Genomic DNA, 26,164 nt, shown 5'->3' with positions numbered 1-26,164 from the left:
GTTAATTTGGCCTATCGTTTGCGCTTGCCTGCCCTCTGCTCCTGTATTCGTTAGGCGTGCAATGCGCGTATTTCTTAAAGGCGATGTAAAAATTGCGAGCGACCTTATAGCCGACCCTCTCGGCGATCTCGGACACTCCCCAATCCTTCTCGTCCAGCAGTTTTTTGGCCGCCCGTATCCTCACCTGCGTTAAATATTGATGGTAGCCGATCCCCGTCTCGCTCTTGAACAGTTGACCCAGATAGACCGGATTCATAAAGAAGATACGGGAGATGCTCTTTAACGTAATCTCCTCGGCGTAATTCTCGTCGATGTAATCCTGCATCTGCTCCACCAGCTTGCCGGGTCTGTTCCTTCGCGCCAAACGAATGTAATCCACGATCTTGGCGCAGACATCGTAGAACCGTCCCTCCAGCTCGTCGAGCGTAAGCTTATCGAACCAATCGTCGAGCTTAAAGCCGTCTCCCAGAACTTCGCCCGCGTCGCCATGGATTCGGATCAGAATGCGCAGCGCGGCGACCAGGTTCTCCGTCAGAATCCCTCGAATGAGGGCGGGTCCGGAGCTCAGCTCCCGAAGCGCGGAGAACAATCTCTTCGTCTCGTTGCGCACGTTATCCAAATCCAGTGACCGAATCGCCTCTTCCAGCCCGCTGCGGTCGAACTCGGCCAGCTTGTTCCAGCTCCCTGCCGCAGAGTTGCCCGCGACGTCCGGATACCCGATCGCCTTGTTTCTGCCCAGAACAAATTTGCCTTCAACCGCTTGAACGGCCTGGGCGAAGCTCGAAGACACATCCGCAAGCCGGGCAACGGCTTCGCCGTAACCTACGGTTACTTGCCCGTCGAGAACTTCCCCGCATTGCTCGAGAACCCTCTGCGCCAAAACGCGGGGCTCTAGCCGGGACAGGCCGTTCGCTTGAGCGGCAGGTCCGACCGGAGCCAGATGAAGAACGATGTATCTCTCCTGTTCATCCGTCACGATAATGGGGTTGCCGAACGGCAAGAGAGCTTGTTCGATTGCCAATCGGAACAGAGTGTCCAGCAGCTTCTCTTCCTCCTCCGCCTCGTCGTGCGAAGCTTCTCCTTCGTTTGTCCAGTCCACGACAAATACGGAGTACCGGACGTCTTCCAAGGTCAGCTTCAATTCGGTGGCCCGTTGAGGAAGACCGGATGCGTTCGCCCCATGAAGCGCATCGGCCGCCCATTTCTCCCGAAGCGCCTCCATTCCCTTGCCGATCATCCGGTCTTGCTCGCATCGCCGAACGAGCTCCTCTTTGACGGTCCGAACCGCTAAACGGAGCTCCTCTTCGCCGACGGGCTTCAGCAAATAATTCCGAACGCCGAACCGGATCGCTTCCCGGGCATACTCGAAGTCGCCGTAACCGCTGAGCAAAATGAAATGACAATGAGGAAGCTCGGGAATCGCCTTGCGAATCAGCTCCAGGCCGTTGAAGACCGGAATTCGGATGTCCGTGATCGCAAGGTCGGGCTTCTCGGCCAGAAGCAATCGGTATGCGTCTTCGCCGTTATCCGCTTCTCCGGCCAGAACGAACCCGAGCTCTTCCCAATCGATCAGCTCGCGCAGCCTGGCGCGAACATTGAGCTCATCGTCGATGATCACGGCTTTAAACATCGGAATCCTCCTCTTCGAGCACCGGAATTCGAACTTCGATCTCCGTCCCCTCGCCGTAAACGCTGTTTATCTCCAAGTGTCCTTGATCTCCGTAATACAGCCGAATCCGATCGTACACGTTTTTTAAACCGATATGACGATCCGTCTCACCTGCTTCATGACCATGCAGAATTTCGCGAATCTCCTCCAGCCGCCATTCTTCGATGCCCACGCCGTCATCCCGGATCCGAATGACGATCTCCCTGCCCGTTCCCTTATCCTGCTCCTCCACTTTAAGAAGAAGACTGCCGCCTTCCTTCTTTAGAGAGAGACCGTGATGCACCGCGTTCTCTACCAGCGGCTGAAGAAGCATCTTCGGGAGCTTAAGAGACAGCGCCTCCGCCGGCACCTCCGCTTGCCAAGCGAACTTGTCCGGCATCCGGAAGCGTTGAATGGCCAAATATTCCTTGATGAACTTCAGCTCCTCCTCCAGAGAGACGAGATCCTCCGTCCACTGGATGCTTCGCCTGAAGCTGTTCGCCAAGAATTCCACGATCTTGGCCGTCTCCTCTTTATCGTTGCGGATGCCGTAGAGTACCGCGTCCAACGTGTTGAAGAGAAAATGCGGGTTGATCTGGCTCTGAAGCCATTTCAATTCGGATTCTCTGTTCTTGAGCTCCATATCCTTCTGGGTCAGCTGCATCTCATAGACCTGCCCCACGAGAGTGTTGAGCTTCGCGGCCATCGCGTTGAACGTATTGCCCATGTAGGAGACTTCATCCTGCCCTCCGAAGCTGACCGCGACGTCGAAGTCTCCCCGCTCTACTTTTCTCATCTTGATGACAAGCTCCTTGATTCTTCGGGTGATGCTTCCGGACATGGTGACGGAAATGAGGCAGAGCAGCACGACCAATAGAGCGAACGCGCCAAGCTGGTAGATCTTCGACTGCCGGGTCACCGCAAGGATCGTCTTCTGAGGCACCGTCTTGACGAGAGCCCACTGTTCGTTCGGGAATTGAGATAAGGCGAAGGGGATGCCGGTCAGCCGTTCTTCGCTCCCGTCGCGCTCGATCTCCTTCGAGAGGAGGCCTTGTCCTTCCGTCCGGACGTCCAGCTCCGTTCCGCCGTAAGGTTGGCCCAGAGCCGTTCGGTCCGTCGAACTGAGAACGGCTCCGTCGGGCCCGAGAAGATACGCCTCGCCGCCTTCCGTTTGCCCTCGGATATTGCCGTACAATTGATTCTCGTCGATGTAGAGAACGACCATGCCGACGACGACGTTGTTCAGGTTGAGCATCCGCGACAGCGTAACGAGCTTCTCGCCGGAATCGGAATCCTCCCGCAGCTTCCACAGCACCTTGCGGCTAGCCAACGTTTCGTCATAAAGCTTAGCTTCATAGGTTCCCGGCTCGACGGGCGCGATCTCGAAACGGTTATAAAGCAGCGTGTCGTTCTTGGTGTAAATCGTAATCTTCCTGATCTCCGGCCTGAGCGTCAGGTATCGCGCGAACAGCGGCCGAATCAGGGTGTAATAGCCTTCCATGCTCTCGCCCGGCTCGTCATAATCGGAATAGAAGTATCTCCAGATCTTCGGATCGTAGCTGATATCGCTGGATAAGGATACGAATGAATTCAAGGAGGATTTCGCGTTCTCCATGATTTGCAGCAGGTCCTGCTTCTCTACGGATATCGATTGTTCCTTAAGAGAAGAGTCCAGCAGCCTCATCGAATAGATTCCGAGAGTGAGCAGCGGAATGGCGATCGCGGCCAAGTAAGTCAGAAGAAGCTTGGAACGCAACGTGCGAAGCCGTATCGGACTCCATCGCGCCATCATCGCTCCAAGCTTCTTCATGTTCATACCTCCGCTAATTCTTAGATGTAGAAATCCTGGTTATTGCGTTACTCCCCACAGCTTAAGCCGGGTTTGAATCGCTTCGGACATCGCCTTCTCCCAATCGCCGATCTTGCTCTCGTTGCGCAGCTTGTCGACGAAGTCGTTCCATTTGGCGTCGAAGGTGGCGTCATCGCCCGACATCACGATATCCCCTACCATGATATGGCGAAGCTCATTCGCTTTCGCGCTTGCCAGCTCCGCCTTGGAGCCTGACTCGATCGGAATCGTCCACGCGAAGCCGTAAGGCGTTCTCGTCCCGGTCGTATCGAACAATTGCCCCCAATATTTGACCCCGTATTGCTGCAGCACCTTCTTGGTCTGGTCATCGTAGGAAGCATAGATCGCATCGGTATTGAACGGAGAAGCGTAATCGCCGTCATCCAGCTTGATGGCGCCGTTGTACTGGGGCCACCAGGTCAGAGAGTTCACCCCTTGCTGCCATCGGTATGCGGGATCGGAGTTCCACTCCTTCGTGACTTCCGGCTTCTGCACGCGCTTGCCGTCCACGATGTCGTAATGGACCCCTTCGATCCCCCAGTTCAGCAGCACGTTGCCTTCTTCGCTCAAGAGGTAATCCATGAACTTGATCGCCGCTACCGGATCCTTGGCCTTGATCGTGATACCCATGCCCGTATCGTAAGACTCGCTGTACACCTGGCTTCTGTCCTGGATGCCTTCTTCCGCGACGATCGGGAAACGGGCATAAGCGCGTTCCGGCATGCCGGCTTGGCGCAGCGCCGCTTCGTCTTCGCTGATCAGGCCCGCGTTGTAGATCATGGCGAGCACGCGGCCGCTGGCTACCTGGGAGTTGAACTCGTCGTATTTCGTGATAAAGCCGTTCTTGTCGAGCAACCCGCCCTTATAAAGCTTATTGAGGAATTTCAAGTAGTTCTTGAAGGAATCGGTCGTATTGAAATAAGTGACGTCGAACGTCTTCTGATCGACATAAGCGTCCGAATCGTCCGTGAAGCCGTAAGCCCATAGCGCCGGATTGTTCACCGTCTGGTTATAGCCCCAAGAATCGGCCCACAAGCCCCATGGAATAAACGGCTTGCCGTCGATCTGCTTGTTCTCCGCCGTGTATTGCTTAAGCATATTATAGACGTCGTCCAACGTCTTCAGCTTCGGATAGCCGGTCTTCTCCAGCACGTCGTACTGAACGAGAAGCGTGCCTCCGGGCTCGACGATCTCCTCCGGACGGTTCTTCGGCGAAGGCAGGAAGTAGATCTTGTTGTCCTTCGGATTGCGCAGCTTGTTCAGGGAGTCTCCCCATGCTTTCTTGATGTTGGGTCCGTACTCCTCGATCAGATCGTCCAGCGGAATGAGCGCTCCGGCGTCGATGAACCGCTCGTCTATGCGGTCCAGGATATCCGGATATTCGCCGCTTGCGATCATGACGCTCCTCTTCTCGTCAGCGCCGGCACCGGAGATGGTCTGAAGGTCGATATCGACGTTCGTTTTCTCCATCAGCTTCTTCCATACCGGCGAATCGGTCAGGCTGGACTGCACTTCCTCGGTGAAGGTAAACATGCTCAGATGGGTTGGCTTGGAGGCAGCGCTTTCATTTGCGCCCTTCGAGGTTGAACCGGCCTCGCCATTGCCCCCGCCGTTCGAGCAGGCCGTGAAGACGGCCGTCATTAACGACAGTGCCAGGACGCCGGCAATCTTTCTCTTCTTGCCCCTATGCATAGATGTCTCGCTCCTTCTAGTAAATTATATTATAGATCAGTTGCCCGATCTTTAATATCCGGTCCCTGTAGCTCGGCGCCATGTCAAGGGTTACCCCTTGACCGCGCCCAGCGTCATTCCGTGAACGAAATATTTCTGAACGAACGGGTAAACGACGACGATGGGGATCGTAGCGACGATGGTAATCGCCATGCGGATGGATTGAGGCGTAGACACGACTCCCGCGCCTCCCGCCAGCTTGTTTCTCAGATCCGCGTCGTTCTTCACGCTCGCCGTCGACTGGGAGAGAATCTTGACCAGCTCGTATTGCAAGGTCGTCAGCTTCTCGTTGGCCGTATAAATGAACGTATCGAACCACGCGTTCCACTGGTCGACCGCCACGAACAGCAGGATCGTCGCGATGATCGGCATCGACAAAGGGAAAATGATTTTCGCGAAAATGATAAAGTCGTTGGCGCCGTCGATCTGAGCGGACTCCTGCAGGCTCGCGGGAAGGCCGTCCATGTAGCTGCGGGCGATCAACAGGTAAAACGGCTGCAGCAGCATCGGTATCAGGTAGACCAGGAAGTTGTCGAGCAATCCGAGCCCCTTGATGACGAAGTAGATCGGGATCAACCCGCCGCTTACATACATCGTGATGACGAAGAGACGCTGCAACAACTTTTGGAACAGGAAATCCCTTCGGCTAATGACATAGGCGAGCATCGCCGTGCTTCCGACGGACAAAAGCGATCCGATAATCGTCCGCAGGAACGAATTGCCGAACGCTGTCGCCAGCTGCGGGAGATCGAAGATCATCTTGAAGTTATCGAGCGTGAAGCTTCTCGGCCACAGATAGACGCCTCCGCGAAGCGTATCGAGCGCATTGTTGAAGGAGAGCACGAGAATGTTCCAGAACGGATACAAAGTAACGACGCCGACGATCAAGAGAAGAAGCGCGTTGATGCCGTCAAATACCCGGTCTCCTTTGTTTCTTCGGATTCGATTGATCATTAGAGCCTCCTCTATATGGCTTTGCCTTCGATGAATTTCCCGGATAGCTTGTTCGCCGAGAAGAGCAGAATCAAACAAATGACCGAGTTGAAAATGCCGAGCGCTGCGCTCATGGAGAATCGGGACATTTGCAGACCGTAGCGGTACGTATAAACGGCCAGATTATCGGAATAAGTCAGCGTCATGTTATTGCCTAGCAGGTAGCTGGGATCGAAGCCCGACGCGTTGAACAGATTGCCGATATTGAGAACCGTGAGAATGGCGATCGTCGGCATAATGCCCGGAAGAGTAATGTAGCGTATCTTGCCGATTCGCCCCAATCCGTCCACTTCGCCGGCTTCGTAAAGGGTTTTGTCGATGGACGTCATCGCCGCGAAGTAGATGATCGCGGTCCAGCCGGCTTCCTTCCATACCTGGCCGACCGTGACGATGACCCAGAACAGCTTGCCCTGCGCCATCCAGTTGATCGGCTCGTCGATGAGGCCGACCCACAGAAGCAGATTGTTGACGACGCCTCCGTCCGTGGACAATACCGTGTAGAAAATGTTGGAGACGATGACCCAGGAGACGAAGTGAGGGAGATAGGAGATCGTCTGGATGCTTCGCTTAAAGAACTTGTTCCTCACTTCGTTCAGCATGAGAGCCAGCAGGATCGCGCACGCCGTGCCGAAGACGACGTTCAGAATCCCCATGACGAACGTATTTCTGACAATCTCGTAAAACCTCGGATCGACGAGAAACTCCTTAAAGAATCGGAACCCGGTCCATTCCGATTGCAGAATGCCGATCGCCGGCTTGTAGTCCTTGAACGCCATGATCCAGCCGAACAAAGGCGTATAGGAAAAAATGAGCACCCACGCAACGAACGGAAGGCACATCGCGAGCAAATAACGCTGACGGACCAGCTTGCGGTAAATTCCCGGCTTGAGCAACGGTTCTCTCCTCCTTCTTTTCTTGCTGCCTCCGTATTATAAAAAGAAGCCGCAACCCCATATAAGGACGCAACTTTAGGCGGAACGGAAAAAAAGATAGGAATTGAAACCGATTACAGAAATCGCAACAGAAAGTCGGATGAAAAAAAACGGCAGCCAAAAAAACAGATGTTGCCATTTTACTGTGTACGTTATATATTGTTTATACAATACACTATTAGAAAGGGAGATTGAGATGTCAAAACTGGCAATCGAAATCCAAGGACTGCGCAAAACCTTCGGCCGACAGGTCGTACTGGACGGAATCGACCTGAACGTAGAGACGGGAACGGTCTTCGCGCTTCTCGGGCCGAACGGCGCGGGCAAGACGACGCTGATCAACCTCTTGACCACCCTGGTCGTTCCGGACGCAGGGATCGTCAAGGTCGCCGGACACGATGTCGTCAAAGAGAAGAAGGAAGTCAAGCGTTCGATCAGCCTGACCGGACAGTTCGCCGCGGTGGACGAGGTGCTGACGGCGGAAGAGAATCTTCGGATGATCTCTCGGCTCTCGGGACTGTCTGCCTCCGAATCGCGCAGCCGCGCAGCCGAGCTTCTCCGGCGCTTCGATCTCGCGGACTCCGCCAAGAAGAAGGTGAAGACGTTCTCGGGCGGAATGCGGCGCCGGCTCGACCTTGCCAACAGCTTGGTCGCGGACCGTCCGATCCTGTTCCTCGACGAGCCGACGACGGGACTCGATACGGTGAGCCGCCGCACGCTGTGGGACATGATTCTGGAGCTTAAGCAGCAGGGGATCACGATTTTTCTTACGACGCAATACTTGGAGGAAGCCGACCAGTTGGCCGATCGCATCGCCGTGATCTCCGAAGGCCGGGTCGTCGCGGACGGCACTCCGGAGGAATTGAAAGCCCGGGTCGGCGGAGAAGTGCTGGAGGTTCGGGGGACGGGGGATGTCGTGCTGGAATCGATTCCGATCGACGGCAGCGTACGGGACGTGAGCCGGATCATCAACGAGCTGTCCGCCCGCTATCCGTCGGATACGCGAATCGCGATCCGCAAGCCGAGCATGGACGACGTGTTCGTCTCCTTGACGGCTAAACCTAAGGAGGAGATTGCCTAATGAGAAATTCACTATCCGGTTCCGTATCCGTGTTCACGAGCCAATCGGTGTTCATCGGCCGGAGCATGCGCCATAGCCTTCGCAACGTCGATGCCCTGATCATGGCAATCGTGCTTCCGATTATGTTGATGCTGATGTTTACTTACATTTTCGGCGGAGCGATCGACCCCACCGGCGATTACGTGAACTACGTCGTGCCGGGAATTATCCTTCTGACCGCCGGCTACGGCTCGGCCAGCACGGCCGTGGACGTGAACCAAGACATGACGGGCGGCATCATCGACCGCTTCCGGACGATGCCGATCGCGAGCCACGGCGTCGTCATCGGCCATATCGTCTCCAGCCTCGCCCGCAATCTGCTCGCGACCGGAATCGTTATTCTCGTCGCGATGCTCGTCGGCTTCCGTCCGTCGGCCGGCCTCATGGATTGGATCTTCGCGCTTGCCATTATCGCCCTCTTCATTCTCGCGTTGACCTGGCTGTTCGCCGGCATCGGTCTCGTCGCGAGCAGCCCGGCGGCGGCGTCCGGATATGGATTCATCCTTCTGTTCCTGCCGTATCTGTCCAGCGCGTTCGTCCCGACCGAGACGATGCCGAGCTGGCTTCACGGAGTCGCGAACCATCAGCCGATCACCCCGATCATCGAGACGATCCGGGGACTGCTGACCGGCACTCCGATCGGGAACGACGCTTGGATAGCGGTCGGCTGGTGCCTGCTCATCCTCGCCGTCGCGTTCGCCTGGAGCGTCCGCTCCTTCCGGCGTTTGGCGGGGAGAAGATAGAAGGCGGCCATGAATCATAGACGTAATAAGGCGGCTCCGGGATCCCTCCCGAAGCCGCCTATCTTTCATGGGTCTGTACGTTCCGCCTATCGTTATTTCCCTTTCTTGCTCTCAACGTACATCTCGATGCCGTCCAGAATCCGGTTCAAGCCGAATTCGAGGTCGTCTCCGATCGGATTCGGCTCCCCGCCTTCTTCGGTGTAGACCCCGGATTGAACCATCGGGTACAGATTCGGGTAATCCTCTTGACGTACCAGATGCTTCAGCGCTTCCGTGTAGCCTCTTCCGCTGAACGAATCCTCGGTGGCTCCGTTTCCGATCGCCCGGTCCATATCCCGCAATAGGATGCCGTAATGTCTCGCATATCCGCTAAGCAGCAGAACAAAAGAGATTTTCTCATAATCGTTAAGCTCGAGATTTCGCATCGTCCGTATTCCCCAATCGACGAACAGCAGATTGTTCGGAGTTACCGGAACGCCCGTGATGGGAACATCGACATACCACGGATGTTTGCGTATCATTTGTAAAGACAGCCAAACGTAATCCTTCATCTCCTCGCGCCACTGCGATTCCGGACGCTCCGCGGGAGGCTCGACGGCGCAAACGGCATCCTGCATTAGAACGAGCAAATCCTCTTTGCTCGTTATATAACGATAGAGAGACATCGTCGTGAACCCGAGCGACTGCGCCACCCGGTTCATGGAGACCGCGGCGAGTCCGTCCCGATCGGCTATCTTCACGGCCGCTTCGACGATCTGGGGAATGCTCAGCTCGCCCTTCGGCCCTCTTTTCGGCTGTTTGACCTTCCCCCAGCTGAGCAGCACTCCGTTCGGAAGGCTCTGCAAGGCTTCATGCTCCAAATCCGGTTTCTCTGTGTTCGACATAAAAGCGGTCCTCCGTTTATCTTCGCCGTCCCTGTAAGACCGTTCACGAAAGTGTATATCTCGTAAACAGTATACCACAGGAAAGGTCGCGGATACACGCGGACCGCTATTGGAATGCCTAAACGACGCCAAGCCGAGGGCCGGAGAGAAATATCCGCTCCCCTATTGCCCCGCCAACACCTGATACCAAATCCCGCGATCGGAATACAGCTTCGATCGGACCTCGTCCCAGCCGCCGAGATAACCGATGTCGAACAGCTTCTCCGGCTGGGCGAAGCTGTCGTCCCACTTCGCCGCGACGTTCTCCGATACCGGCCGAAAGCCGTTCTCGGCGAAGATCTCCTGCGCGACGTCGCCGTGCAGGAACTCCACGAACGCGTCTGCCGCTTCGCGAACTCCGTGCTTGTCCGCGTTCTCGTCGACGACGGCGGCGGGGTTCTCGATCAGAATCGTACGGCTGGGGGTCACGATGTCGTAATGGACGCCTTGCGCGACTCTCGCCAGCAGCTCGTTCTCGTAGGTGACGATGACGTCGCCGACCCCGTATTCGAACGCGGCCATCGACGCTCGGCCGCTCTTGTCCATCGACTCGATATTCTTGTGAATGTCGACGAGGAACCGCTTCGCCGCCGCTTCGTCCCTCGATCCCGTCTCCTCTTCCGACTTCATCAGCCCCGCGCCGTAGAGAGCGTTGATGTCCCATTGGGCGCCGCCGGACGTCTGCGGATTCGGATAGAGCACCTTGATTCCCGGCTTCGTCAGATCGTCGAAGTCCTTGATCCCCTTCGGGTTGCCCTCTCTCGTCCCCATGACGACGATGGACCGGGTAATCATCCCCCCGTTCGCCCCGTTCTTCCAGTCCGAGCCCATCAGGCCGGCCTTCGTGATCTTGTCCATGTCGCCTTCCATGGACAAGACGGCCACGTCCGCTTCGAAGCCTCCCGCGATCGCTCTCGCCTGGGTGCCGGACGCCTCGTACGATTCCTGGAACTTCACGTCCTGGCCGGTCTTCTCCTTCCATTCCTCGCCGAACCGCGGCAGAATCTCCTGCAGCGCGTCCTTGGCGACGGAATAAGCCCCGATGACGAGGGTGACCTCCTTGCCGGCTTGCCCTGCCCCCGAGCCTGCCGAAGGCGAAGCCCCAGCTCCTTCCTCCGCGCCGTTCCCGCAGCCGGCCACAGCGCCGGCAAGGAGCAAGCATGACGCCAATCCGAGAACCCCGGTTCTGCGGCGCCTATCCGAATGTTGGCTATCGCGTTGCATGCAAATATCCTCCCCGTAGTGCCTCCGTAGGCTCCTACTCCTCTTGCCTTCGCTTGACAGACAACCGGAACCGTCTTCAGTCCGACAGTTCCGGCGGCGAATCAGATATGAACAGGCAAGGGATCCACCTTCAGTGAATTTTCCATGACCCAGTTGTCTTTATTGTTGAACAGGTAAGCACGATGGATGAGGACGTGAACCTCGTCGCCGACTTGCAGAACGCTCTTCTCGAGCGAGCGGTATGTGACCAGCTTGATGTCGCCGATCTGGACCTCCACCAGCCATTCGCTTCCGCGGAAGTGGATGTGGCTAACCTTCCCCGTCTCCGTCGCGGAGAGCAGCGTAAACTCGTTCTCCTTGCCGATCTCGATGTATTCCGGACGGATAAGCCCCTTCGTGCCCGGCCAGTTGGCGGCCTCCTTGAAGCCCTTCAGCGCCGAGATGTCCTCCACCGTCGTCGACTCCCCGATGAAGCCGGCAACGAACGGGGTTTTCGGATCCTTGTAGATCTCCCAGGGCGAGCCTTTCTGCTCCAGATTGCCTTTGTTGATGATCATGATCTCGTCCGCCACCTCGATCGCTTCGTCCTGGTCGTGCGTGACGAAGATCGACGTAATGCCGAGACGGTCGATCATCTCGCGCAGCCAGGACCGCAGCTCGTGGCGGATTTTCGCGTCGATCGCGGCGAACGGTTCGTCCAGCAGCAGCAGCTGCGGCTCCGGCGCCAGCGCTCTCGCGAAGGCGACGCGCTGGCGTTGTCCGCCGGAAAGCTGATGCGGGTAGCGCTTCTCGAATCCGGAGAGGCCCGTCAGCTCGACGAGCTCCGCCACTCTCTCCTTGATCTTCGCTTTGTTCCACTTCTTCACTTCGAGGCCGAACGCGATGTTGCCTTCGACGGTCATGTGCTTAAACAGCGCGTAGTTCTGGAAGACGAAGCCGATGCCCCGCTCTTGGGGAGGCAGATCGTTCACCCGCTGCCCGTGGAAAACGATATCGCCGCTGTCCGGGGACTCGAGTCCGGCCAGCATGCGCAGGATGGACGTTTTGCCGCCGCCGCTCGGGCCGAGCAGGCCGATCAGCTGCCCCTTGGCGATGGAGAAGCTCACGTCCGCGACGGCTTGGAATTCGCCGAACCTCTTGTTTAATCCGGTTACTTCTACGTGCATGTATACGCACCCCTTATCGGTGATGATCGATCGTTAACTCTCCTTGCGGGACTTGACCCACTCCATGAACAGGAGAAGGCCGACCGAGCAAGCCGCGAGCACCAGCGCGACGGAGTTGGCGGCCGTCACGTTGAAGTTCTCGACGTCTTGGTAAACCAGGGTCGTGGCCGTCTGCGTCTTGAACAGGATATTGCCCGAGACGACGAGCACGGCCCCGAATTCGCCGAGCGTCCGGGCGACCGTCAGGACGACGCCGTAAACGACGCTCCACCGGATGGACGGCCAGGTTACTCTCCAGAACGTCGTCCACGGATAGGCTCCGAGCATATGGGCGGCTTCCTCCTGCGAGGCTCCGATCTCCTGCAGAACGGGCATCACCTCGCGGATGATCAGCGGGAAGGTCACGAACAAGGTCGCGATAACCATTCCGGGAAGCGCATAAACGATATCGATGCCCGCCTTGTTAAGAAGGGCGCCTAGCGCGGCATCCGGTCCGAGCAGCAGCACGATCATAAGCCCGCCGATAATCGGCGACACGGCGAACGGAAGATCGACGACGCTGTTGAGCAGCCTCTTGAGCTGAGGCCCCAGCCAGTTCGCGCGAACCAGATAAAGCGCCAGCATGACTCCGAATACCGTATTGATCGCCGTGACGATGACGACGATAATCCCCGTCATCATGAGCGCGTGGAGCGCCTCCGGCCTGCCGACTCCGTCGATAAATCCCTGCACGCCGCCATCGAAAGCGCCGATCGCGATTCGGACGACCGGAACTCCGAGCAGCAGGCCGAACAGGACGAACGTCAATCCGATCCATAGTCTGCGCATCGTCATCTTGCCGTCCTCCTCGTCTGCACGTAATTCACGAGCCAGAGAATGAGGAACGAGAAGGTGAGAAGCAAGACGGATACGGCGGCCGCGGCCGCGGGATGATCGCTCTCGATCTGTCCGAAAATATAAACCGAAGCCACCTGCGTCCGGCCCGGGATGTTGCCCGCGACGAGAACGACGGCCCCGAATTCGGCGAGCGCCCTGGAGAAGGCCAGCATCGCTCCGCTTAGAATGCCCGGCAGCATATTCGGCAGGATGATCCGGAAGAACGTCTTCGCCTTCGTGGCTCCCATCGTGTACGCCGCCTCTTCCTCGGAGGCGTCTATCTCTTCCAGCAGCGGCTGTACCGCCCGAATGACGAAGGGGAACGTCACGAACACCATGGCCACGACGATAGCCGGTTCATGAAACAGAATGGTAAAGCCCAGCGAATCGGCCCATTGGCCGACCGCGCTGCGCGGTCCGAGCAGCAGCAGGATCATGAGCCCGACGACCGCCGTAGGCAGCGCGAACGGAAGATCGACCATGCTGTTCAGCAGCTTCCTTCCGGGGAAGCGATAACGAGTCAGAACCCAACCGGCCATCGTGCCGATCGCCATGTTGACGATCGTCGCGATGATCGCCAGCTTGACCGTCAGCATGACCGCCTTCCAGGCAAGCGGCTCCGTCAGATTGTCTACGAACGAGGCCCAACCGTCCGAGAACGATTGGCCGTAGATGCCGAGAATGGGAAAAACGATCAAGAGAACGAAATAAAGCATGACGGCGCTGCGAAATCCCCAGCTCCACCATCGGCTCCGCAGCATGTTAGTCACGTATGCGAACCTCCCGAGATGTGGGACAACATTATAATTCCTATTAACTTAGTAGGTATTATTAATGTAGCAGAAGGTCCCATCTCCGTCAATGAGAAAAAGTCGAATTATTTCCGATCCTTCGCTATAATCGGGTATATCGACCGAACGGAGGAGAGGACCATGCTTAAACAAGAGAATTTGCGAACCCATCGCCGAGACGAGATGATCGACGTTACGGCCCAAGTGGCCCGCGCCGTCTCGCAGGACGGAATCGAAGACGGCATCGCCGTCGTCTATTGCCCGCACACGACCGCCGGTATCGCGATCAACGAGAATGCCGATCCGGACGTCAAGCACGACGTGCTGCTCCGCTTGGACGAAGTGTATCCATGGAACCATCCGGGCTACCGCCACGCGGAGGGCAACACCGCGTCCCACCTGAAAGCCATCACGACGGGCGCCTCGCAGACGATAATCGTATCCGGGGGGCGCCTGGTGCTGGGCCGCTGGCAGGGAATCTACTTTTGCGAATTCGACGGTCCGCGAGAGAGAACCTATTACATCAAGACGATCCGAGGCTGAACGCCGTACGGCCGCTTCATTCGCCTTCAATAAAATATTTCGCTTCTCCTAATTCGATGACGGTCTGGCCCTGCGTCAAATCCGTCATCCATGCCGCGAACCGCTCCGCTTCCCCCGCCTCGGGAAGGCAAATGACGCGCACCCGGTCCGTGAATCCGACGTCTCCGACCCGGATTCCGCGGTTTCGCAGCTCGTTCTCGATTTTCCCGTACCAGGTGTAATCGGCGTCGACGATCACTTCCCGGTGAAGCACGTTGACTATAGGGTCCGCGGCATCGATTCCGGCGACGGCCCCGTCCGTATACGCGCGAACGAGACCGCCTGCCCCCAGCATGATTCCGCCGAAATACCGGGTGACGACGACGACCGTATTTTTTAAGCCGCGGTTTTTGATGACTTCCAGAATGGGCTTGCCCGCCGTTCCGCTCGGCTCCCCGTCGTCCAGCGCCTTCTGGAATTGGTCCCTCTCCCCGACCACGTAGGCCGAGCAGTTGTGCGTGGCGTTCCAGTGCCGCTTCTTGATCTCCTCCACGAACGCGACCGCTTCCTCTTCGCTCTCCGCCGGCTTCGCATGGCCGATGAATCTCGACTTCTTGATCACGATCTCCGCCTCGCCGTATTGCCGGACCGTTGCGTATTTAGCTAGCATATGCTTCCCCAACCTCTCCGATGATTCGCTTGAGCCTTATCTTAACACGACAGTTCCGCGGGGGAAAAGAAAACGGCCCGTCCCCGGAGGGTCAGACCGTAATTATCGGCGATGGGACGACGTTGGCGGATTAGAGACGAGCTTCGAGCTCTTTCTTCTTCTCTTCGAATCCCGGCTTGCCGAGCAGAGCGAACATGTTCACCTTGTAGGCTTCGACGCCCGGCTGGTCGAACGGATTGACGCCGAGCAGATAACCGCTGACGCCGCAGGCGATCTCGAAGAAGTAGACAAGCTGGCCGAACGAATGCGGCGACATGTCCGGAATGTTCACGACGAGGTTCGGCACGTTGCCGTCCGTATGCGCCAGAATCGTTCCTTCGAACGCCTTCTTGTTGACGAAGTCGATCGTCTTGCCGGCCAGGAAGTTGAGCCCGTCCAGATCGTCCGGATCGCTCTTGATCGTGATTTGCTCCTTCACTTCGCCGACTTGGATGACGGTCTCGAAGATGATCCGGTTGCCTTCCTGGATGAACTGCCCCATGGAGTGCAGGTCGGTCGAGAAGTCGACGGAAGCCGGGTAGATGCCCTTGTAATCCTTGCCTTCGCTCTCCCCGTACAGCTGCTTCCACCACTCGGAGACGAAGTGCAGCCCCGGCTCGTAGTTCACGAGGATCTCGACCGTCTTGCCCTTGCGATAGAGCGCGTTGCGGATCGCCGCGTATTGGTACGCCGGGTTCTCGGCCAGATTGCCGTTATTATAGAGCTTCGCCGCGTCCTGCGCGCCCTTCATGATCGCCTCGATGTCGATTCCGGCCGTCGCGATCGGCAGGAGGCCTACCGCCGTCAGCACGGAATATCGGCCGCCGACGTCGTCCGGGATGACGAACGTCTCGTAGCCTTCTTCGTCCGAGAGCTTCTTGAGAGCGCCGCGGGCCTTGTCGGTCGTCGCGTAGATGCGCTTCTTCGCGGCTTCCTTGCCGTACTTGGTCTCAAGAGCTTCCTTGAAGATCCGGAACGCCACGGCCGGCTCGGTCGTCGTGCCCGACTTGGAGATGACGTTGATCGACCAGTCCTTGCCCTCCAGCGCTTGAAGCAGATGCGTCATGTAGGTGGAGCTGATGTTGTTCCCCGCGAAGAACACTTGCGGAGTCTTGCGCCGCTCCTTCGAGAGAGTGTTATAGAAGGAGTGCGACAGCATCTCGATCGCGGCGCGCGCCCCGAGATAAGAGCCGCCGATTCCGATGACGACGAGCGCTTCGGAGTCGGATTGGATCCTCTTCGCCGCTTGCTGGATGCGGGCGAATTCTTCCTTGTCGTAATCGAACGGCAGGTTGATCCAGCCGAGGTAATCGGAGCCCGCTCCGGTTCCGTTATGTAATTGATCGTGCGCGAGCTTGACCGCCGGCGCCAGGTTGTCGATCTCGTGCTGCCCGACGAACTTGAGCGCTTTGGAATAGTCCAGACGAATGCTTTGACTCACTTTTATGGGCTCCCTTCCGTACTGCCAATATTTTCACCGTGGATGGCTTAGAACTAGAATACTCCAAGGGAGCCCCCCGGTACAAGCGCCCTCCCCGTTCGTTCGCCTATCCTTCGCAGGTTAAGTTATCCTAAACTTTTCTAACGATTCCTAGTCCTCTATAATGAAAGCAATCTGGATAACGACTAAGGAGAGAACCCCGCATGCCTACCATCGGTTTCATCGGACTCGGAACGATGGGCGCGCCCATGGCCGCCAATTTGCTCCGCAAGAACTACGCCGTCACCGTCTATAACCGCACCCCCGGCAAAGCCGCCGAGCTGATCGGGCTCGGAGCCAAGGAAGCCGCTTCCCCCCGCAAGGTCGCGGAGAGCTCGGACGTGGTCGTGACGATCATCAGCAACGACAGCGCCGTGGAGGAAGTGTTCTACGGCGAAGAAGGAATCCTCTCCGGCTTGAAGCCGGGAGCGACCGTCATCGACAGCAGCACGATCTCCGGCGATCTGGCTCGCCGCCTTGCGGCCAGCGTGGCCGAGAAGGGCGCTTCCTTCCTCGACGCGCCCGTTACGGGCAGCAAGGACGGCGCGATCGCCGGCACGCTGCTGTTCATGGTCGGCGGCGATCAAGCCGTCGTCGAAGCGAACCGCGACGTCTTCCTTGCCATGGGCAGGGAGATCGTCTATATGGGAGCCAGCGGAAGCGGCGCGACCGCTAAGCTGTGCCACAACGCGATCGTCGGCATCAACGCCGCCGGCCTGATCGAGGGCATGGCGATCGCCGCCAAGGGCGGGCTGAACATGGAATCGTTCCTGCGCGTCGTGCAGGGCGGTGGCGCCGCGAGCAAGCAGGCGGACTTGAAGGGCGTCAAGGTGATCGGAGGCGACTACTCCGTTCAATTCTCTCTCGCCTTGATGCTGAAGGACCTGAAGCTAGGCTCCGTCCTGTCCGACGGAATGAGCGTGCCGACCCCGATGCTCGAGGTCGCCAAGAGCCTGTTCCAAGCCGGCCAAGCGAAGGGCTACGGCGAAGAGGATCTGGCCGCCTTGGCGAAGGTTTACGAAGAGTGGATCGGGAAGAAGATTTAACGGAAGCCCCGGGACATACGCGGTTAAATAAATGGCGGGGGACAGCCGCACAAGCCTTTGCGTCCCCCGCCGCATACCTTTTTGATGTATAACCTAAATTCCTCTTGTCTTGGACCTTCTTTTTTGAAGGTCTTTTTTTTTATGCGATCTATTTCTCTAGAAAATCCACGATACCCAAGCCGCAAGGATCACGAGCGTAAACAGCACCGTAATCGGAATGACGACGATCGTTACCTTCACGTAATCGCCCCAGCCGATCTTCACCTTGTCCTTCCTAACGATATGCATCCACATCAGCGTCGCCAAAGTCCCAATCGGCAGCAGGAGCGAGCCGATGTCGCTGCCGATGACGCTGGCCAGGTAGGCTATCTTAATCGTCAAGGGATCCAATCCCATGTTCGTCAAAGTCAGGGTTCCGATCATCAAGGCCGGGTGGTTGTTGAAGACGTTCGACAGCAGGCTGATCAGGAAGCCCATCGCAACGCTTGCGTCGAGCAGCCCGCCGGAGGCGATCGGTTTCAAATAATGAATGAGCTGGTCCGTTAGCCCGATGTTCCGGAGGCCGTAGATGATCACGTACATCGAGAACGCGAAGATCAGAATATACCAGGGCGTCTTGCGAACCATATCCTTGGGCGAGATGCGCAGATAATGCCATCGCCAGGCGAGCAAGCAGATCGAGCCGATCACGGCCGCAAGCGGCACGGGAAAATGGAAATACGAAGCGACGAACAAGCTGATCCGCACCATGAAGACGAACAGCAGAATATTGCGAATAAAGCCCTTGCTCTTCTTTGCCGGCAGAGGAGGCTCCAGCTCCATGAGCGGATGGTCTCGTCTGGCCGGGGAGCGGGCTTTGGCCGGGTACATGGAGACGATCGGAATCTTGCGCGGCAGTTCCCGATAGAATACGGCGAACAGCAGGAACGATAACAGCAGAAGTCCCAACGTGGCCGGTACGAACATCATCGCCGTGTGCATATAAAGGTCCATATGAACGATTTTCAGCGCGATAAGATTGACGATATTGCTAACGCCGATCGGGGCGCTCGACGCCGTGGCGATCAAAGCTCCCGACAGGAGGTACGGAATCTTCTGCCGATTCCTTAGATTCAGCCTTCTCAAGAGCATAAGCAGGATCGGCGTCGTAATCAGGATGCTTCCGTCGTTGTTGACGAACAGCGTCATCAGGAAGCAGAGCAGATTCGTCAGCCAAAATAATCGAATGCCCGAGCCTTTGGAAGCTTCCACCACTTTCTCGGCGGCCCATTGGAAGAAGCCGAAGCTCTCCAGCACGATCGCCATCACGATGGTCGCCATGATCGTAATGGCCGCGCCGCCTATCGTCTCCGTAATGATGCCGAGCTCGGAGAACGATACGGTTCCGCTGATCAGCACGATGGCCGCGCCTATCGAAGCCGGAATGGCTTCGTTCGATTGGGGACGCCAGAAGAGGAAGCCGAGCGTTCCCAGGAAGGCGGCGATCGTTAGCCAAGCAGATGCGTCCAACATAGTGTTCTACCTCTTTTCACCCTCCGTTTATCAATCTAGTAAAAAACGAATAATCATCCCTCCTCTCGATATGTCTTGTCCTTACACTAGCAATGTATGTTGCCGATAGAGAGCCTGCGATCCGTTTTGTCCTCCTTCCCCGCAATACCAACGATTCGCTCTCCTTTATACTTTGCTAGGGATGATAGATGCTTCCCGGCGGCAGCTGCCCGCTTCCAGCAAACAAATACGCAGCAAAAAAGCCCCGGAGTCAGATTCGATTCGAACCTGGCCGGAGCCTTATTTGCGCATATGCGAGAACGAACTATCCCTTCACACCGCCGACCGTTAGACCGGAGACGAAGTAGCGCTGGAAGAACACGAAGATGATCAGAATCGGAACGATCGCCAGAACCGAGCCCGCGATCAGGATGTCGTAGTTGTTGCCGTACGGGGTGAGCAGGCTGGCAAGCCCGATCGGAAGCGTCAGCATCTCGTTCGTCTTCAGCACGATCATCGGCCAGACGAAGCTGTTCCAGCTGGCCAGCGCCTGCAGGATCGCCATCGCCCCGAATGCCGGCGCCATGAGCGGCAGCATGATCCGGAAGAAGATGCCGTATTCGGAGCAGCCGTCGATCCGTCCCGCGTCGAGGAAGTCCTTCGGAAGACCGGAGGCGTATTGGCGGAAAAAGAAGATCGGCAGCGGAGCCACGATAAACGGAAGAATGATGCCGCGGAACGTATCGATCATACGCAGATTGATCATCAGCTTGTAGAGAGGCAGCATGATGATCTCGACGGGCACCATCATGACGAACAGAACCGCTACGAAAATCAGGTTGCGCCCGAAGAAGCGGTAGACGGCCAGCCCGTAGCCTACCATGGAGGAGAGCAGCAGGCAGCCCGCCGTATAGACGACCGTGACGACGACGCTGTTGCGGTACCAGAGCAGGTACTTCCGCGCCGATTCCGAGAAGAGGAACTGGTAATTGTCGAACGAGAGCAATTCCGGCTGGAGACGGACGTTGAGGCCGAGCCGCAGCAGCTCCTTCGACGGCTTAAGGGAACCCAGCACCAGACAGTAGAACGGGAACAGGGCCAAGGCCGCGAGCACCAAGAACAAGAGGAACAGCAGCAGCCGCTCCCAGGGCGAGGAAGGTTTGACCGCCATCCGTTAATCCTCCTCCTTCTTGAACAGGCCGAAGAACTTGAGCTGGATAATATTGATGACCAGCATGATCGCAAGCAGAGTGAGCCCGATCGAGGAACCGAAGCCGAGCTCGTTCTTCTCGATTCCCGAACGATAGATGTAGCCCAGCATCGTCAGGCCGATGTCGTTCGGCGAATGGTTGCCGCTCCACAGCATATAGCTCTCCGTGAACATCGCGTACCCGCCGTAGATGCTGATCGTGATGACGTAGATCGTCACCGGCTTCAGCAGCGGGACCGTGATCCGCCAGAACCGGTTCCACCGGTTCGCTCCGTCGATCTCGGCGGACTCGTACAGATCCTGGGGAATGGTCTGAAGGCCGGAGAGAAAATAGATCAGGTTGATCCCCGCGTAACGCCAAGTCGCGAGCACCACCAGCACGAACATCCCCGTGGTCGAATCGGCCAGCCAATTGATCGTCTCGAAGCCGAACGCATGGCGCAGCATGTTCATGACCGCGAGGTCCGTCTGACCGAAGATGAGCCGGAAGATCGTGCCGGCGACGACGACCGAGGTAAGGGTAGGGATGAACAGCGCCGACCGGAAAAATCCGCTCCACCGCATCGCCTTGGAGTTAAGGAACACGGCCAGGACGAGCGGCAGCGGGATCAGGATGAGCAGCGTCCAGATCGTATACCTCGTATTGTTCTTCAAGGCCGTGAAGAAGGAATCGTTCCACAGCCTCTCGTAATTGTCGAATCCGATAAAGCGGGTTTGTCCCGGGAGAACCTCCTGGAAGCTCATCAGGATCGTGCTGACGACCGGGTACGCGAAGAAAATCAGGAAGGATAGGATAAACGGCAGCACGAACACATAGGGGGCGACCCGTTGCGAATAAAACAGCTGCTTCGCCGCTCCGGCTTGCTTCGGTCCTTCTTTCACCTCAAAGCCTCCTTTGCCCGTCCGGAAAACAGTCGTCGCCTGCTCTGCCCATCATTAGGGGCGGCAGAGCAGGCAGCGGACCGATTCGTTATGGAATGCTCTTCACTGCATCGTCCAGTACCGTCTTGACGTCCTTCAGGTCGTTGAAGATGGAGAACACGACCTTCGTCTTCACGACGTCGGAAGCGGCCGGCGTCCTCTCCTTGATGTTGACCGGCGCGATCTCGTCCTTCAGCTTAAGCAGGTCTTCGAAGATCTGCGTTCCGAAGTAGTCGGTGAACTTGTTCGATTCCTTCATCGCCGCGTCTCCCCACACGTCCGTCCGGATCGGATCGAAGCCGAGGTCTCTCCAGATCTCGATGTTGCCCTCCTTGGAGATCTTCGCGTATTCGAGGAACTTCTTGGCGAGCTCCTGGTTCTTGGATTGGTTCGTAATGACGGTACCCGTGCCGCCCATCCCGGAGGAGCGCATGTCGCCTTCCTTGAACACCGGCGTCGGCCGAATGATGATCTTGCCCTTCAGGTCGGGCATATAGTCGGTGAAGCGGCCCATGTACCACATCGGCATCCAGACCGCCGCCGCGCCTCCTTGGTTCATGAAGCCGTAATATTCTTCGGCGTGGTGACCGCCGCCCGGAGCGACGACCGCCACCTTCTCCTTCACGAGATTCTGCAGATAAGTCAGAACCTCCACGTTGACCGCGTCGTTCATCGTCACGTTGCCGTCTTTGTCCAGGAAGTCCGATCCGTGCTGAGCCACCAGCGGCCAATACGACCATTGGTCCGTCGTCTCCAGCGTCGTCATCGGCTTGCCGGTTTTCTCGAGCACCTGCTTGCCGGCCTTCTCGAAATCGTCCCACGTCCGGATGTCGTCCGGGTTGACGCCCGCTTGGTCCAGAATCTCCTTGTTGTAATAGATCACTTCCGCGCCGACGTGATAGTCGATGCCGTAGTACTTGCCGTCCTTCGCGTAATTGTCGAGGCGGGATTTGACCAGGTTGCCGATCTCCGGCTCCACGATATCGTTCAGCGGAACGAGCTGCGGCTCTCCCTTCAGGAAGTTGCCGATTTTGCTGATCTCGATATCCGCGAGGTCCGGAGCTCCCGTGCCCGACTGCAGGGCGACGAGCAGCTTGCTGTGCGTATCCTCGTAAGGGAACGTCGTTGCTTCCAGTTGGATCTGCTGATCGGCGTGCGCTTTGTTCCAGTTGTCCGCCATCTTCTCGAAGAACTTCTGATGCAGCTCGTTGAAGGTCCAGAAGACGAGCTTCGTCGTTCCTCCCTTGGAGCCTCCGGACGATTCGGTTCCCTCGTTCTTGTCGTTGCTGCATCCGGCCAGAACCATGGAAGCGGCAAGAAAAACGGCGAAGACATACTTAAGCGACTTAAGCGGTTTCATAAAGGCGGAATGCCCCCTCTTTAAGAGATGAAAATCTATACTTTAACCCTGTTGCGGGCAAAAGCCGAGCTCCGATATTGCCGTTTACTTCACACTATTGCGAAATAAAAGCTTCTGGAAGTTCGTGATGATTAACCGTCTCTTGAGGCTGCGATTCGTTGCGGAGTTGATTCTTTTGTTTCTAGGCTGTATGAAGCAAATGCCGAGGAATTCTGTGGGGAAGCCGTTGGATGAGCATCTAGGTGAGCAGCTGGAACATTTGATAGCGCTATTATATAAGCGCTTACAGCAATAATCAAGGGACATTTTTAAAATTATCTAATCATTTCGCATTATTTAGAATTAAACGAGATTTTTTTGATTTTCGGCTTGAAAAATTTCTCTTCATGTTTCCAATTGAAGCGGTTTCATTTATAATTAAGCGAAATAAACGTCAACGGAAAGGACGTCGCCATGATCTACATTAAGGATCTGAAAGCAGGGATCAATATTTACAAGGCGCTCAGCTCCGAGATCCGGATTCAGATCCTGGAGCTCCTGGCGAACAATCAAAGCCTCAATCTGAACGATATCGCGACCAAGCTGAACCTCAGCAACAGCGTGATCACCATGCACGTCAAGAAGCTGGAAGAGAGCGGGCTGATCGACATCAATACGGCGGTCGGCAAGCACGGCATCCAGAAGATCTGCTACCTGAACGAGGAGAAGCTGGTGATCGACCTTCGCAACAAGGAGATCTCCAACCGGTACGAGGTCGAGATCAAAGTCGGCCACTACAGCAACTACTCCGCCTCCCCCACCTGCGGGCTCGCGACGAAGGACAGCATTATCGGCGACTTCGACGACCCGCGTTTTTTTGCCGACCCGATGCGCATCGATTCCGAGATTATCTGGCTGTCCGAAGGATTTCTCGAATACAAGATTCCGAACTACCTGAAGGCCAACCAGAGCTTCGAAGAGATTCAATTCTCCATGGAGCTGAGCTCCGAGGCCCCCGGGTTCAACAACAGCTATCCTTCCGATATTTTCTTCTACGTCAACGACATCGAGATCGGCTCCTGGACCAGTCCCGGCGACTTCGGCGACATCCGGGGAACGTTCAATCCCGACTGGTGGCCGCCGCACCTCAACCAATACGGCGTGCTCAAGCTTATTCGCGTCACCCGAGGGGGAAGCTTCATCGACGGCTGCCGGATCTCCGACGTCACTCTGGACGATATCCGACTGAACTACCAGAGCGAGATTACGTTCCGGATCGAAGTGGGCGAACGAAGCGTCAACAAAAGAGGCCTGACCATCTTCGGCCGCCATTTCGGCAACTATAGCCAGGACCTCCTCGTGCGGGTGCTTTATCAGGTTCAGGAGAGTTAATGGCGACAGAGAGGCCAGCCAGGTGAAAATGCTAGCCAATCGAATCGGAACGGCTCCGGTCCGGCTGGCTATTTGCCTATTGGCGAAGCTCTTCGACGATAGCTCTTCCCGCCGTTCGTCCGGTGTAAAGACAGCCTCCGAGGAACGTGCCTTCCAGCGCCCGATAGCCGTGCAGTCCGCCTCCCCCGAAGCCGGACGCTTCCCCTGCCGCGTAGAGCCCCGGAACGGGAGCACCTTCCTCGTTTAAGACTCGGCAGGAAAGGTCCGTCTGCAGGCCTCCCAGCGTTTTGCGGCTGACGAGCTGGAGCCTCACGGCGATCAAGGGACCGTTCTTCGGGTCGAGAATCACGTGCGGGGGAGCCGCGCGTATGAGCTTATCTCCGAGATAGCGTCTCGCTCCTCTGAGGGCCGTTATCTGGAGATCCTTCGAGAACTTGTTGGCGATCTCCCGATCCCGCGCCTTCAGCTGCCTCTCGATGTCCTCCAATCGGAGGAGCGGGTCGCCCGTTAGCCGATTCATCCCCTCGACCAGATCGGGCAGGTTATCCGAGATGACGAAGTCCTCCCCATGATCCATGAACGCCTGAACCGGTTCCGGCGCTCCCGGCAACACGCGGCTTAGCACCTTCCTGATGCTCTTGCCCGTAAGATCCGGATTCTGCTCGGAGCCGGAGAGCGCGAATTCTTTCTTGATGATCTTCTGCGTCAGAATGAACCAGGAATAGTCGTAGCCGGTCTTCCGGATGGCTTCCAGCGTGCCGAGCGTGTCGAAGCCGGGGAACACCGGCGCGGGAAAACGGCGCCCCTTCGCATCCAGCCAGACGGAGGAAGGTCCCGGCAGGATGCGGATGCCGTGGTTGCTCCAGACGGGATCCCAGTTCTTGAGCCCTTCGGTGTAATGCCACATCCGGTCGCGGTTTACGATTCGCCCGCCCGCCTCCTCGGCGATGCCGAGCATTCGGCCGTCGACGTGCGCCGGAACGCCGGACAGCATATGCTTCGGCGGCTCCCCGAGGCGGGACGGCCAATTCCGGCGGATCAGCTCCGGATTGCCTCCGATGCCGCCGCTCGCGACGAGAACCGCTTGCCCCCGATATTCGAAGGCGCCGACGGCGTCCCTCGTGCTGGCTTCCCCTCTCTTCGCATTGCTAGGAGCCAGCACGGTTCCGGATATACCCGTGACGGCGCCGTTCTCCGTAAGCAGCCGGTCGACCCGATGGCGGGGAAGATAGGTCAGCAAGCCGTTCTGCATGTGCCGCTTGACTCGCTGCTCGAACGCCGAGACAAGGGCCGGCCCCGTCCCCCACACGATGTGGAAGCGCGGCACGGAGTTGCCGTGCCCGTCGGCCAAGTAGCCGCCTCGCTCCGCCCACCCGACGACCGGGAAGAAGCGGATGCCCATGCTTCTTAACCAGGCTCGTTTCTCTCCCGCCGCGAAGTCGACATAGGCTTCCGCCCATCTGCTCCCCCAACTGTCCTCCTCCCTGTCGAAGCCGGCCGATCCAAGCCAATCCTGCCACGCCAGCTCGCGCGAATCCTTGATCCCCATCCGCCGCTGTTCGGGCGAATCGACCAGAAACAAGCCCCCGAACGACCACCACGCCTGCCCTCCGAACGAAGCCTCCGGTTCCTGATCGACGAGAAGCACCTTGCGCCCCCCATCCGCAACCTCCGCCGCCGCGGCCAGCCCCGCCAGGCCGGCTCCTATTACGATGACATCGCTCTTCATCCGTTGACCCCTCCGCTTAGGAATGATTGACGGCTATCCATTCGATCAAGGCGGCACGTCGAATTCCGTTAATTGAAGCGCTTTCTTTCTTTCTTTTAAATAGATATTACACGTCCTGCTCGATAATCCTTCTATTCGGCGTCGTTAGTCGATTCTTTAGACTAACCCCTTGCTCGCATGGGCTTCGACGCTCCCGTTAGTCGAATATTTCGACTATCTGCTTGCTCGGATGTGCCTTGGCGCTCCCGTTAGTCGATTAGCCTGCTCCTTTTGCTACTTAGTTGCACGACTATTCTCTACTTATCCATTCGCATCCGACTAACGAAGCT

General features: G+C 57.2%; 22 protein-coding genes. 5 read left to right on the top strand and 17 right to left on the bottom strand.

All coding sequences use genetic code 11. From position 1 onward, the window contains the following. Nucleotide 1 precedes the first annotated feature (1 nt). The 5 genes from H7B67_RS05730 to H7B67_RS05710 form a co-directional block, all read right to left on the bottom strand. The gene (locus H7B67_RS05730; RefSeq protein WP_185118835.1) at nucleotides 2-1,630 is read right to left on the bottom strand and encodes a response regulator; all 1,629 of its coding nucleotides are present in this window, start codon (nucleotides 1,628-1,630) and stop codon (nucleotides 2-4) included. Beyond that, nucleotides 1,623-3,458 (bottom strand): sensor histidine kinase, encoded by a 1,836-nt coding sequence (locus H7B67_RS05725; RefSeq protein WP_185118834.1) that lies wholly within the window; start codon nucleotides 3,456-3,458, stop codon nucleotides 1,623-1,625. Before H7B67_RS05725 ends, H7B67_RS05730 begins: the two co-directional genes overlap by 8 nt. A 39-nt stretch (nucleotides 3,459-3,497) precedes the next feature. Further along, nucleotides 3,498-5,189, bottom strand: coding sequence for an extracellular solute-binding protein (locus H7B67_RS05720; protein ID WP_185118833.1), 1,692 nt, complete (start codon nucleotides 5,187-5,189; stop codon nucleotides 3,498-3,500). Nucleotides 5,190-5,279: 90 nt separating this feature from the next. Continuing rightward, nucleotides 5,280-6,182 carry a carbohydrate ABC transporter permease gene (locus H7B67_RS05715; RefSeq protein ID WP_185118832.1) on the bottom strand — a complete coding sequence of 301 codons (903 nt, stop codon included), beginning with the start codon at nucleotides 6,180-6,182 and terminating at the stop codon, nucleotides 5,280-5,282. An 11-nt stretch (nucleotides 6,183-6,193) separates the two neighbouring features. After that, complete coding sequence (locus H7B67_RS05710) at nucleotides 6,194-7,114, bottom strand: ABC transporter permease (protein ID WP_245363591.1); 921 nt, start codon at nucleotides 7,112-7,114, stop codon at nucleotides 6,194-6,196. A 235-nt stretch (nucleotides 7,115-7,349) separates the two neighbouring features. On the opposite strand from H7B67_RS05710, the gene H7B67_RS05705 reads away from it, so the two are divergent. Together H7B67_RS05705 and H7B67_RS05700 are read left to right on the top strand one after the other, a co-directional pair. Then, nucleotides 7,350-8,234: an ATP-binding cassette domain-containing protein gene (locus tag H7B67_RS05705; RefSeq protein WP_185118831.1), complete on the top strand. Its 885-nt coding sequence runs from the start codon at nucleotides 7,350-7,352 to the stop codon at nucleotides 8,232-8,234. Next, complete coding sequence (locus H7B67_RS05700) at nucleotides 8,234-9,016, top strand: ABC transporter permease (protein WP_185118830.1); 783 nt, start codon at nucleotides 8,234-8,236, stop codon at nucleotides 9,014-9,016. The genes H7B67_RS05705 and H7B67_RS05700 overlap by 1 nt, the downstream gene beginning before the upstream one ends. Nucleotides 9,017-9,108: 92 nt before the next feature. On the opposite strand, the gene H7B67_RS05695 is transcribed toward H7B67_RS05700, so the two are convergent. From H7B67_RS05695 to cysT, 5 genes are all read right to left on the bottom strand, one after another. Then, the gene (locus tag H7B67_RS05695; RefSeq protein ID WP_185118829.1) at nucleotides 9,109-9,900 is read right to left on the bottom strand and encodes a TetR/AcrR family transcriptional regulator; all 792 of its coding nucleotides are present in this window, start codon (nucleotides 9,898-9,900) and stop codon (nucleotides 9,109-9,111) included. Between the two features lie 162 nt (nucleotides 9,901-10,062). Then, complete coding sequence (locus tag H7B67_RS05690; protein WP_185118828.1) at nucleotides 10,063-11,163, bottom strand: sulfate ABC transporter substrate-binding protein; 1,101 nt, start codon at nucleotides 11,161-11,163, stop codon at nucleotides 10,063-10,065. Between the two features lie 101 nt (nucleotides 11,164-11,264). Then, complete coding sequence (locus H7B67_RS05685) at nucleotides 11,265-12,329, bottom strand: sulfate/molybdate ABC transporter ATP-binding protein (protein ID WP_185118827.1); 1,065 nt, start codon at nucleotides 12,327-12,329, stop codon at nucleotides 11,265-11,267. 33 nt (nucleotides 12,330-12,362) lie between these two features. Beyond that, the gene (locus H7B67_RS05680) at nucleotides 12,363-13,157 is read right to left on the bottom strand and encodes a sulfate ABC transporter permease subunit (RefSeq protein WP_185119229.1); all 795 of its coding nucleotides are present in this window, start codon (nucleotides 13,155-13,157) and stop codon (nucleotides 12,363-12,365) included. 2 nt (nucleotides 13,158-13,159) lie between these two features. Further along, a complete protein-coding gene (cysT, locus tag H7B67_RS05675; RefSeq protein ID WP_221468694.1) occupies nucleotides 13,160-13,966 on the bottom strand; it encodes a sulfate ABC transporter permease subunit CysT in 807 nt (268 codons plus the stop codon). Nucleotides 13,967-14,137: 171 nt separating this feature from the next. Here cysT and H7B67_RS05670 point away from each other — a divergent pair, with 171 nt between their 5' ends. Then, nucleotides 14,138-14,539: a secondary thiamine-phosphate synthase enzyme YjbQ gene (locus H7B67_RS05670; protein ID WP_185118825.1), complete on the top strand. Its 402-nt coding sequence runs from the start codon at nucleotides 14,138-14,140 to the stop codon at nucleotides 14,537-14,539. Between the two features lie 16 nt (nucleotides 14,540-14,555). Here H7B67_RS05670 and H7B67_RS05665 read toward each other — a convergent pair whose 3' ends face one another. Together H7B67_RS05665 and H7B67_RS05660 are read right to left on the bottom strand one after the other, a co-directional pair. After that, the gene (locus H7B67_RS05665) at nucleotides 14,556-15,188 is read right to left on the bottom strand and encodes a YigZ family protein (protein ID WP_185118824.1); all 633 of its coding nucleotides are present in this window, start codon (nucleotides 15,186-15,188) and stop codon (nucleotides 14,556-14,558) included. 130 nt (nucleotides 15,189-15,318) lie between these two features. After that, on the bottom strand, nucleotides 15,319-16,668 hold the full coding sequence (locus H7B67_RS05660) for a glucose-6-phosphate isomerase (protein ID WP_185118823.1): 1,350 nt from the start codon (nucleotides 16,666-16,668) through the stop codon (nucleotides 15,319-15,321). Nucleotides 16,669-16,871: 203 nt separating this feature from the next. Between H7B67_RS05660 and H7B67_RS05655 the strand changes: the two genes are divergently transcribed. Beyond that, entirely contained in the window at nucleotides 16,872-17,753 is an 882-nt protein-coding gene (locus tag H7B67_RS05655; RefSeq protein WP_185118822.1) for an NAD(P)-dependent oxidoreductase, read from the top strand. 156 nt (nucleotides 17,754-17,909) lie between these two features. Here H7B67_RS05655 and H7B67_RS05650 read toward each other — a convergent pair whose 3' ends face one another. The 4 genes from H7B67_RS05650 to H7B67_RS05635 form a co-directional block, all read right to left on the bottom strand. Then, nucleotides 17,910-19,265, bottom strand: a complete 1,356-nt coding sequence (locus H7B67_RS05650; protein ID WP_185118821.1) for an arsenic transporter — start codon at nucleotides 19,263-19,265, stop codon at nucleotides 17,910-17,912. A 304-nt stretch (nucleotides 19,266-19,569) separates the two neighbouring features. After that, nucleotides 19,570-20,415: a carbohydrate ABC transporter permease gene (locus tag H7B67_RS05645; protein WP_185118820.1), complete on the bottom strand. Its 846-nt coding sequence runs from the start codon at nucleotides 20,413-20,415 to the stop codon at nucleotides 19,570-19,572. Nucleotides 20,416-20,418: 3 nt separating this feature from the next. Further along, nucleotides 20,419-21,336 carry an ABC transporter permease subunit gene (locus tag H7B67_RS05640; RefSeq protein ID WP_185118819.1) on the bottom strand — a complete coding sequence of 306 codons (918 nt, stop codon included), beginning with the start codon at nucleotides 21,334-21,336 and terminating at the stop codon, nucleotides 20,419-20,421. 88 nt (nucleotides 21,337-21,424) lie between these two features. Then, complete coding sequence (locus tag H7B67_RS05635; protein ID WP_185118818.1) at nucleotides 21,425-22,735, bottom strand: ABC transporter substrate-binding protein; 1,311 nt, start codon at nucleotides 22,733-22,735, stop codon at nucleotides 21,425-21,427. A 453-nt stretch (nucleotides 22,736-23,188) separates the two neighbouring features. Between H7B67_RS05635 and H7B67_RS05630 the strand changes: the two genes are divergently transcribed. After that, the gene (locus tag H7B67_RS05630) at nucleotides 23,189-24,106 is read left to right on the top strand and encodes an ArsR/SmtB family transcription factor (RefSeq protein WP_185118817.1); all 918 of its coding nucleotides are present in this window, start codon (nucleotides 23,189-23,191) and stop codon (nucleotides 24,104-24,106) included. Nucleotides 24,107-24,182: 76 nt separating this feature from the next. On the opposite strand, the gene H7B67_RS05625 is transcribed toward H7B67_RS05630, so the two are convergent. Beyond that, nucleotides 24,183-25,835, bottom strand: a complete 1,653-nt coding sequence (locus tag H7B67_RS05625) for an FAD-binding dehydrogenase (protein ID WP_185118816.1) — start codon at nucleotides 25,833-25,835, stop codon at nucleotides 24,183-24,185. Nucleotides 25,836-26,164 lie beyond the last annotated feature (329 nt).

The sequence above is a fragment of the Cohnella thailandensis genome, assembly GCF_014212135.1.
Taxonomy (GTDB): Bacteria; Bacillota; Bacilli; order Paenibacillales; family Paenibacillaceae; genus Cohnella; species Cohnella thailandensis.
The sequence above is the reverse complement of the archived record's forward strand: the minus strand, read 5'-3'. Positions and strand labels throughout refer to the sequence as shown.

Bases quoted from the DNA above. Each gene is read 5' to 3' on its own strand.
- H7B67_RS05705 (WP_185118831.1), top strand. From the start codon at position 7,350: ATGTCAAAACTGGCAATCGAAATCCAAGGACTGCGCAAAACCTTCGGC.
- cysT (WP_221468694.1), bottom strand. From the start codon at position 13,966: ATGCTGCGGAGCCGATGGTGGAGCTGGGGATTTCGCAGCGCCGTCATG.
- H7B67_RS05695 (WP_185118829.1), bottom strand. From the start codon at position 9,900: ATGTCGAACACAGAGAAACCGGATTTGGAGCATGAAGCCTTGCAGAGC.
- H7B67_RS05655 (WP_185118822.1), top strand. From the start codon at position 16,872: ATGCCTACCATCGGTTTCATCGGACTCGGAACGATGGGCGCGCCCATG.
- H7B67_RS05650 (WP_185118821.1), bottom strand. From the start codon at position 19,265: ATGTTGGACGCATCTGCTTGGCTAACGATCGCCGCCTTCCTGGGAACG.
- H7B67_RS05665 (WP_185118824.1), bottom strand. From the start codon at position 15,188: ATGCTAGCTAAATACGCAACGGTCCGGCAATACGGCGAGGCGGAGATC.
- H7B67_RS05720 (WP_185118833.1), bottom strand. From the start codon at position 5,189: ATGCATAGGGGCAAGAAGAGAAAGATTGCCGGCGTCCTGGCACTGTCG.
- H7B67_RS05685 (WP_185118827.1), bottom strand. From the start codon at position 12,329: ATGCACGTAGAAGTAACCGGATTAAACAAGAGGTTCGGCGAATTCCAA.
- H7B67_RS05645 (WP_185118820.1), bottom strand. From the start codon at position 20,415: ATGGCGGTCAAACCTTCCTCGCCCTGGGAGCGGCTGCTGCTGTTCCTC.
- H7B67_RS05715 (WP_185118832.1), bottom strand. From the start codon at position 6,182: ATGATCAATCGAATCCGAAGAAACAAAGGAGACCGGGTATTTGACGGC.
- H7B67_RS05725 (WP_185118834.1), bottom strand. From the start codon at position 3,458: ATGAAGAAGCTTGGAGCGATGATGGCGCGATGGAGTCCGATACGGCTT.
- H7B67_RS05670 (WP_185118825.1), top strand. From the start codon at position 14,138: ATGCTTAAACAAGAGAATTTGCGAACCCATCGCCGAGACGAGATGATC.
- H7B67_RS05625 (WP_185118816.1), bottom strand. From the start codon at position 25,835: ATGAAGAGCGATGTCATCGTAATAGGAGCCGGCCTGGCGGGGCTGGCC.
- H7B67_RS05680 (WP_185119229.1), bottom strand. From the start codon at position 13,157: ATGCGCAGACTATGGATCGGATTGACGTTCGTCCTGTTCGGCCTGCTG.
- H7B67_RS05730 (WP_185118835.1), bottom strand. From the start codon at position 1,630: ATGTTTAAAGCCGTGATCATCGACGATGAGCTCAATGTTCGCGCCAGG.
- H7B67_RS05630 (WP_185118817.1), top strand. From the start codon at position 23,189: ATGATCTACATTAAGGATCTGAAAGCAGGGATCAATATTTACAAGGCG.
- H7B67_RS05690 (WP_185118828.1), bottom strand. From the start codon at position 11,163: ATGCAACGCGATAGCCAACATTCGGATAGGCGCCGCAGAACCGGGGTT.
- H7B67_RS05700 (WP_185118830.1), top strand. From the start codon at position 8,234: ATGAGAAATTCACTATCCGGTTCCGTATCCGTGTTCACGAGCCAATCG.
- H7B67_RS05635 (WP_185118818.1), bottom strand. From the start codon at position 22,735: ATGAAACCGCTTAAGTCGCTTAAGTATGTCTTCGCCGTTTTTCTTGCC.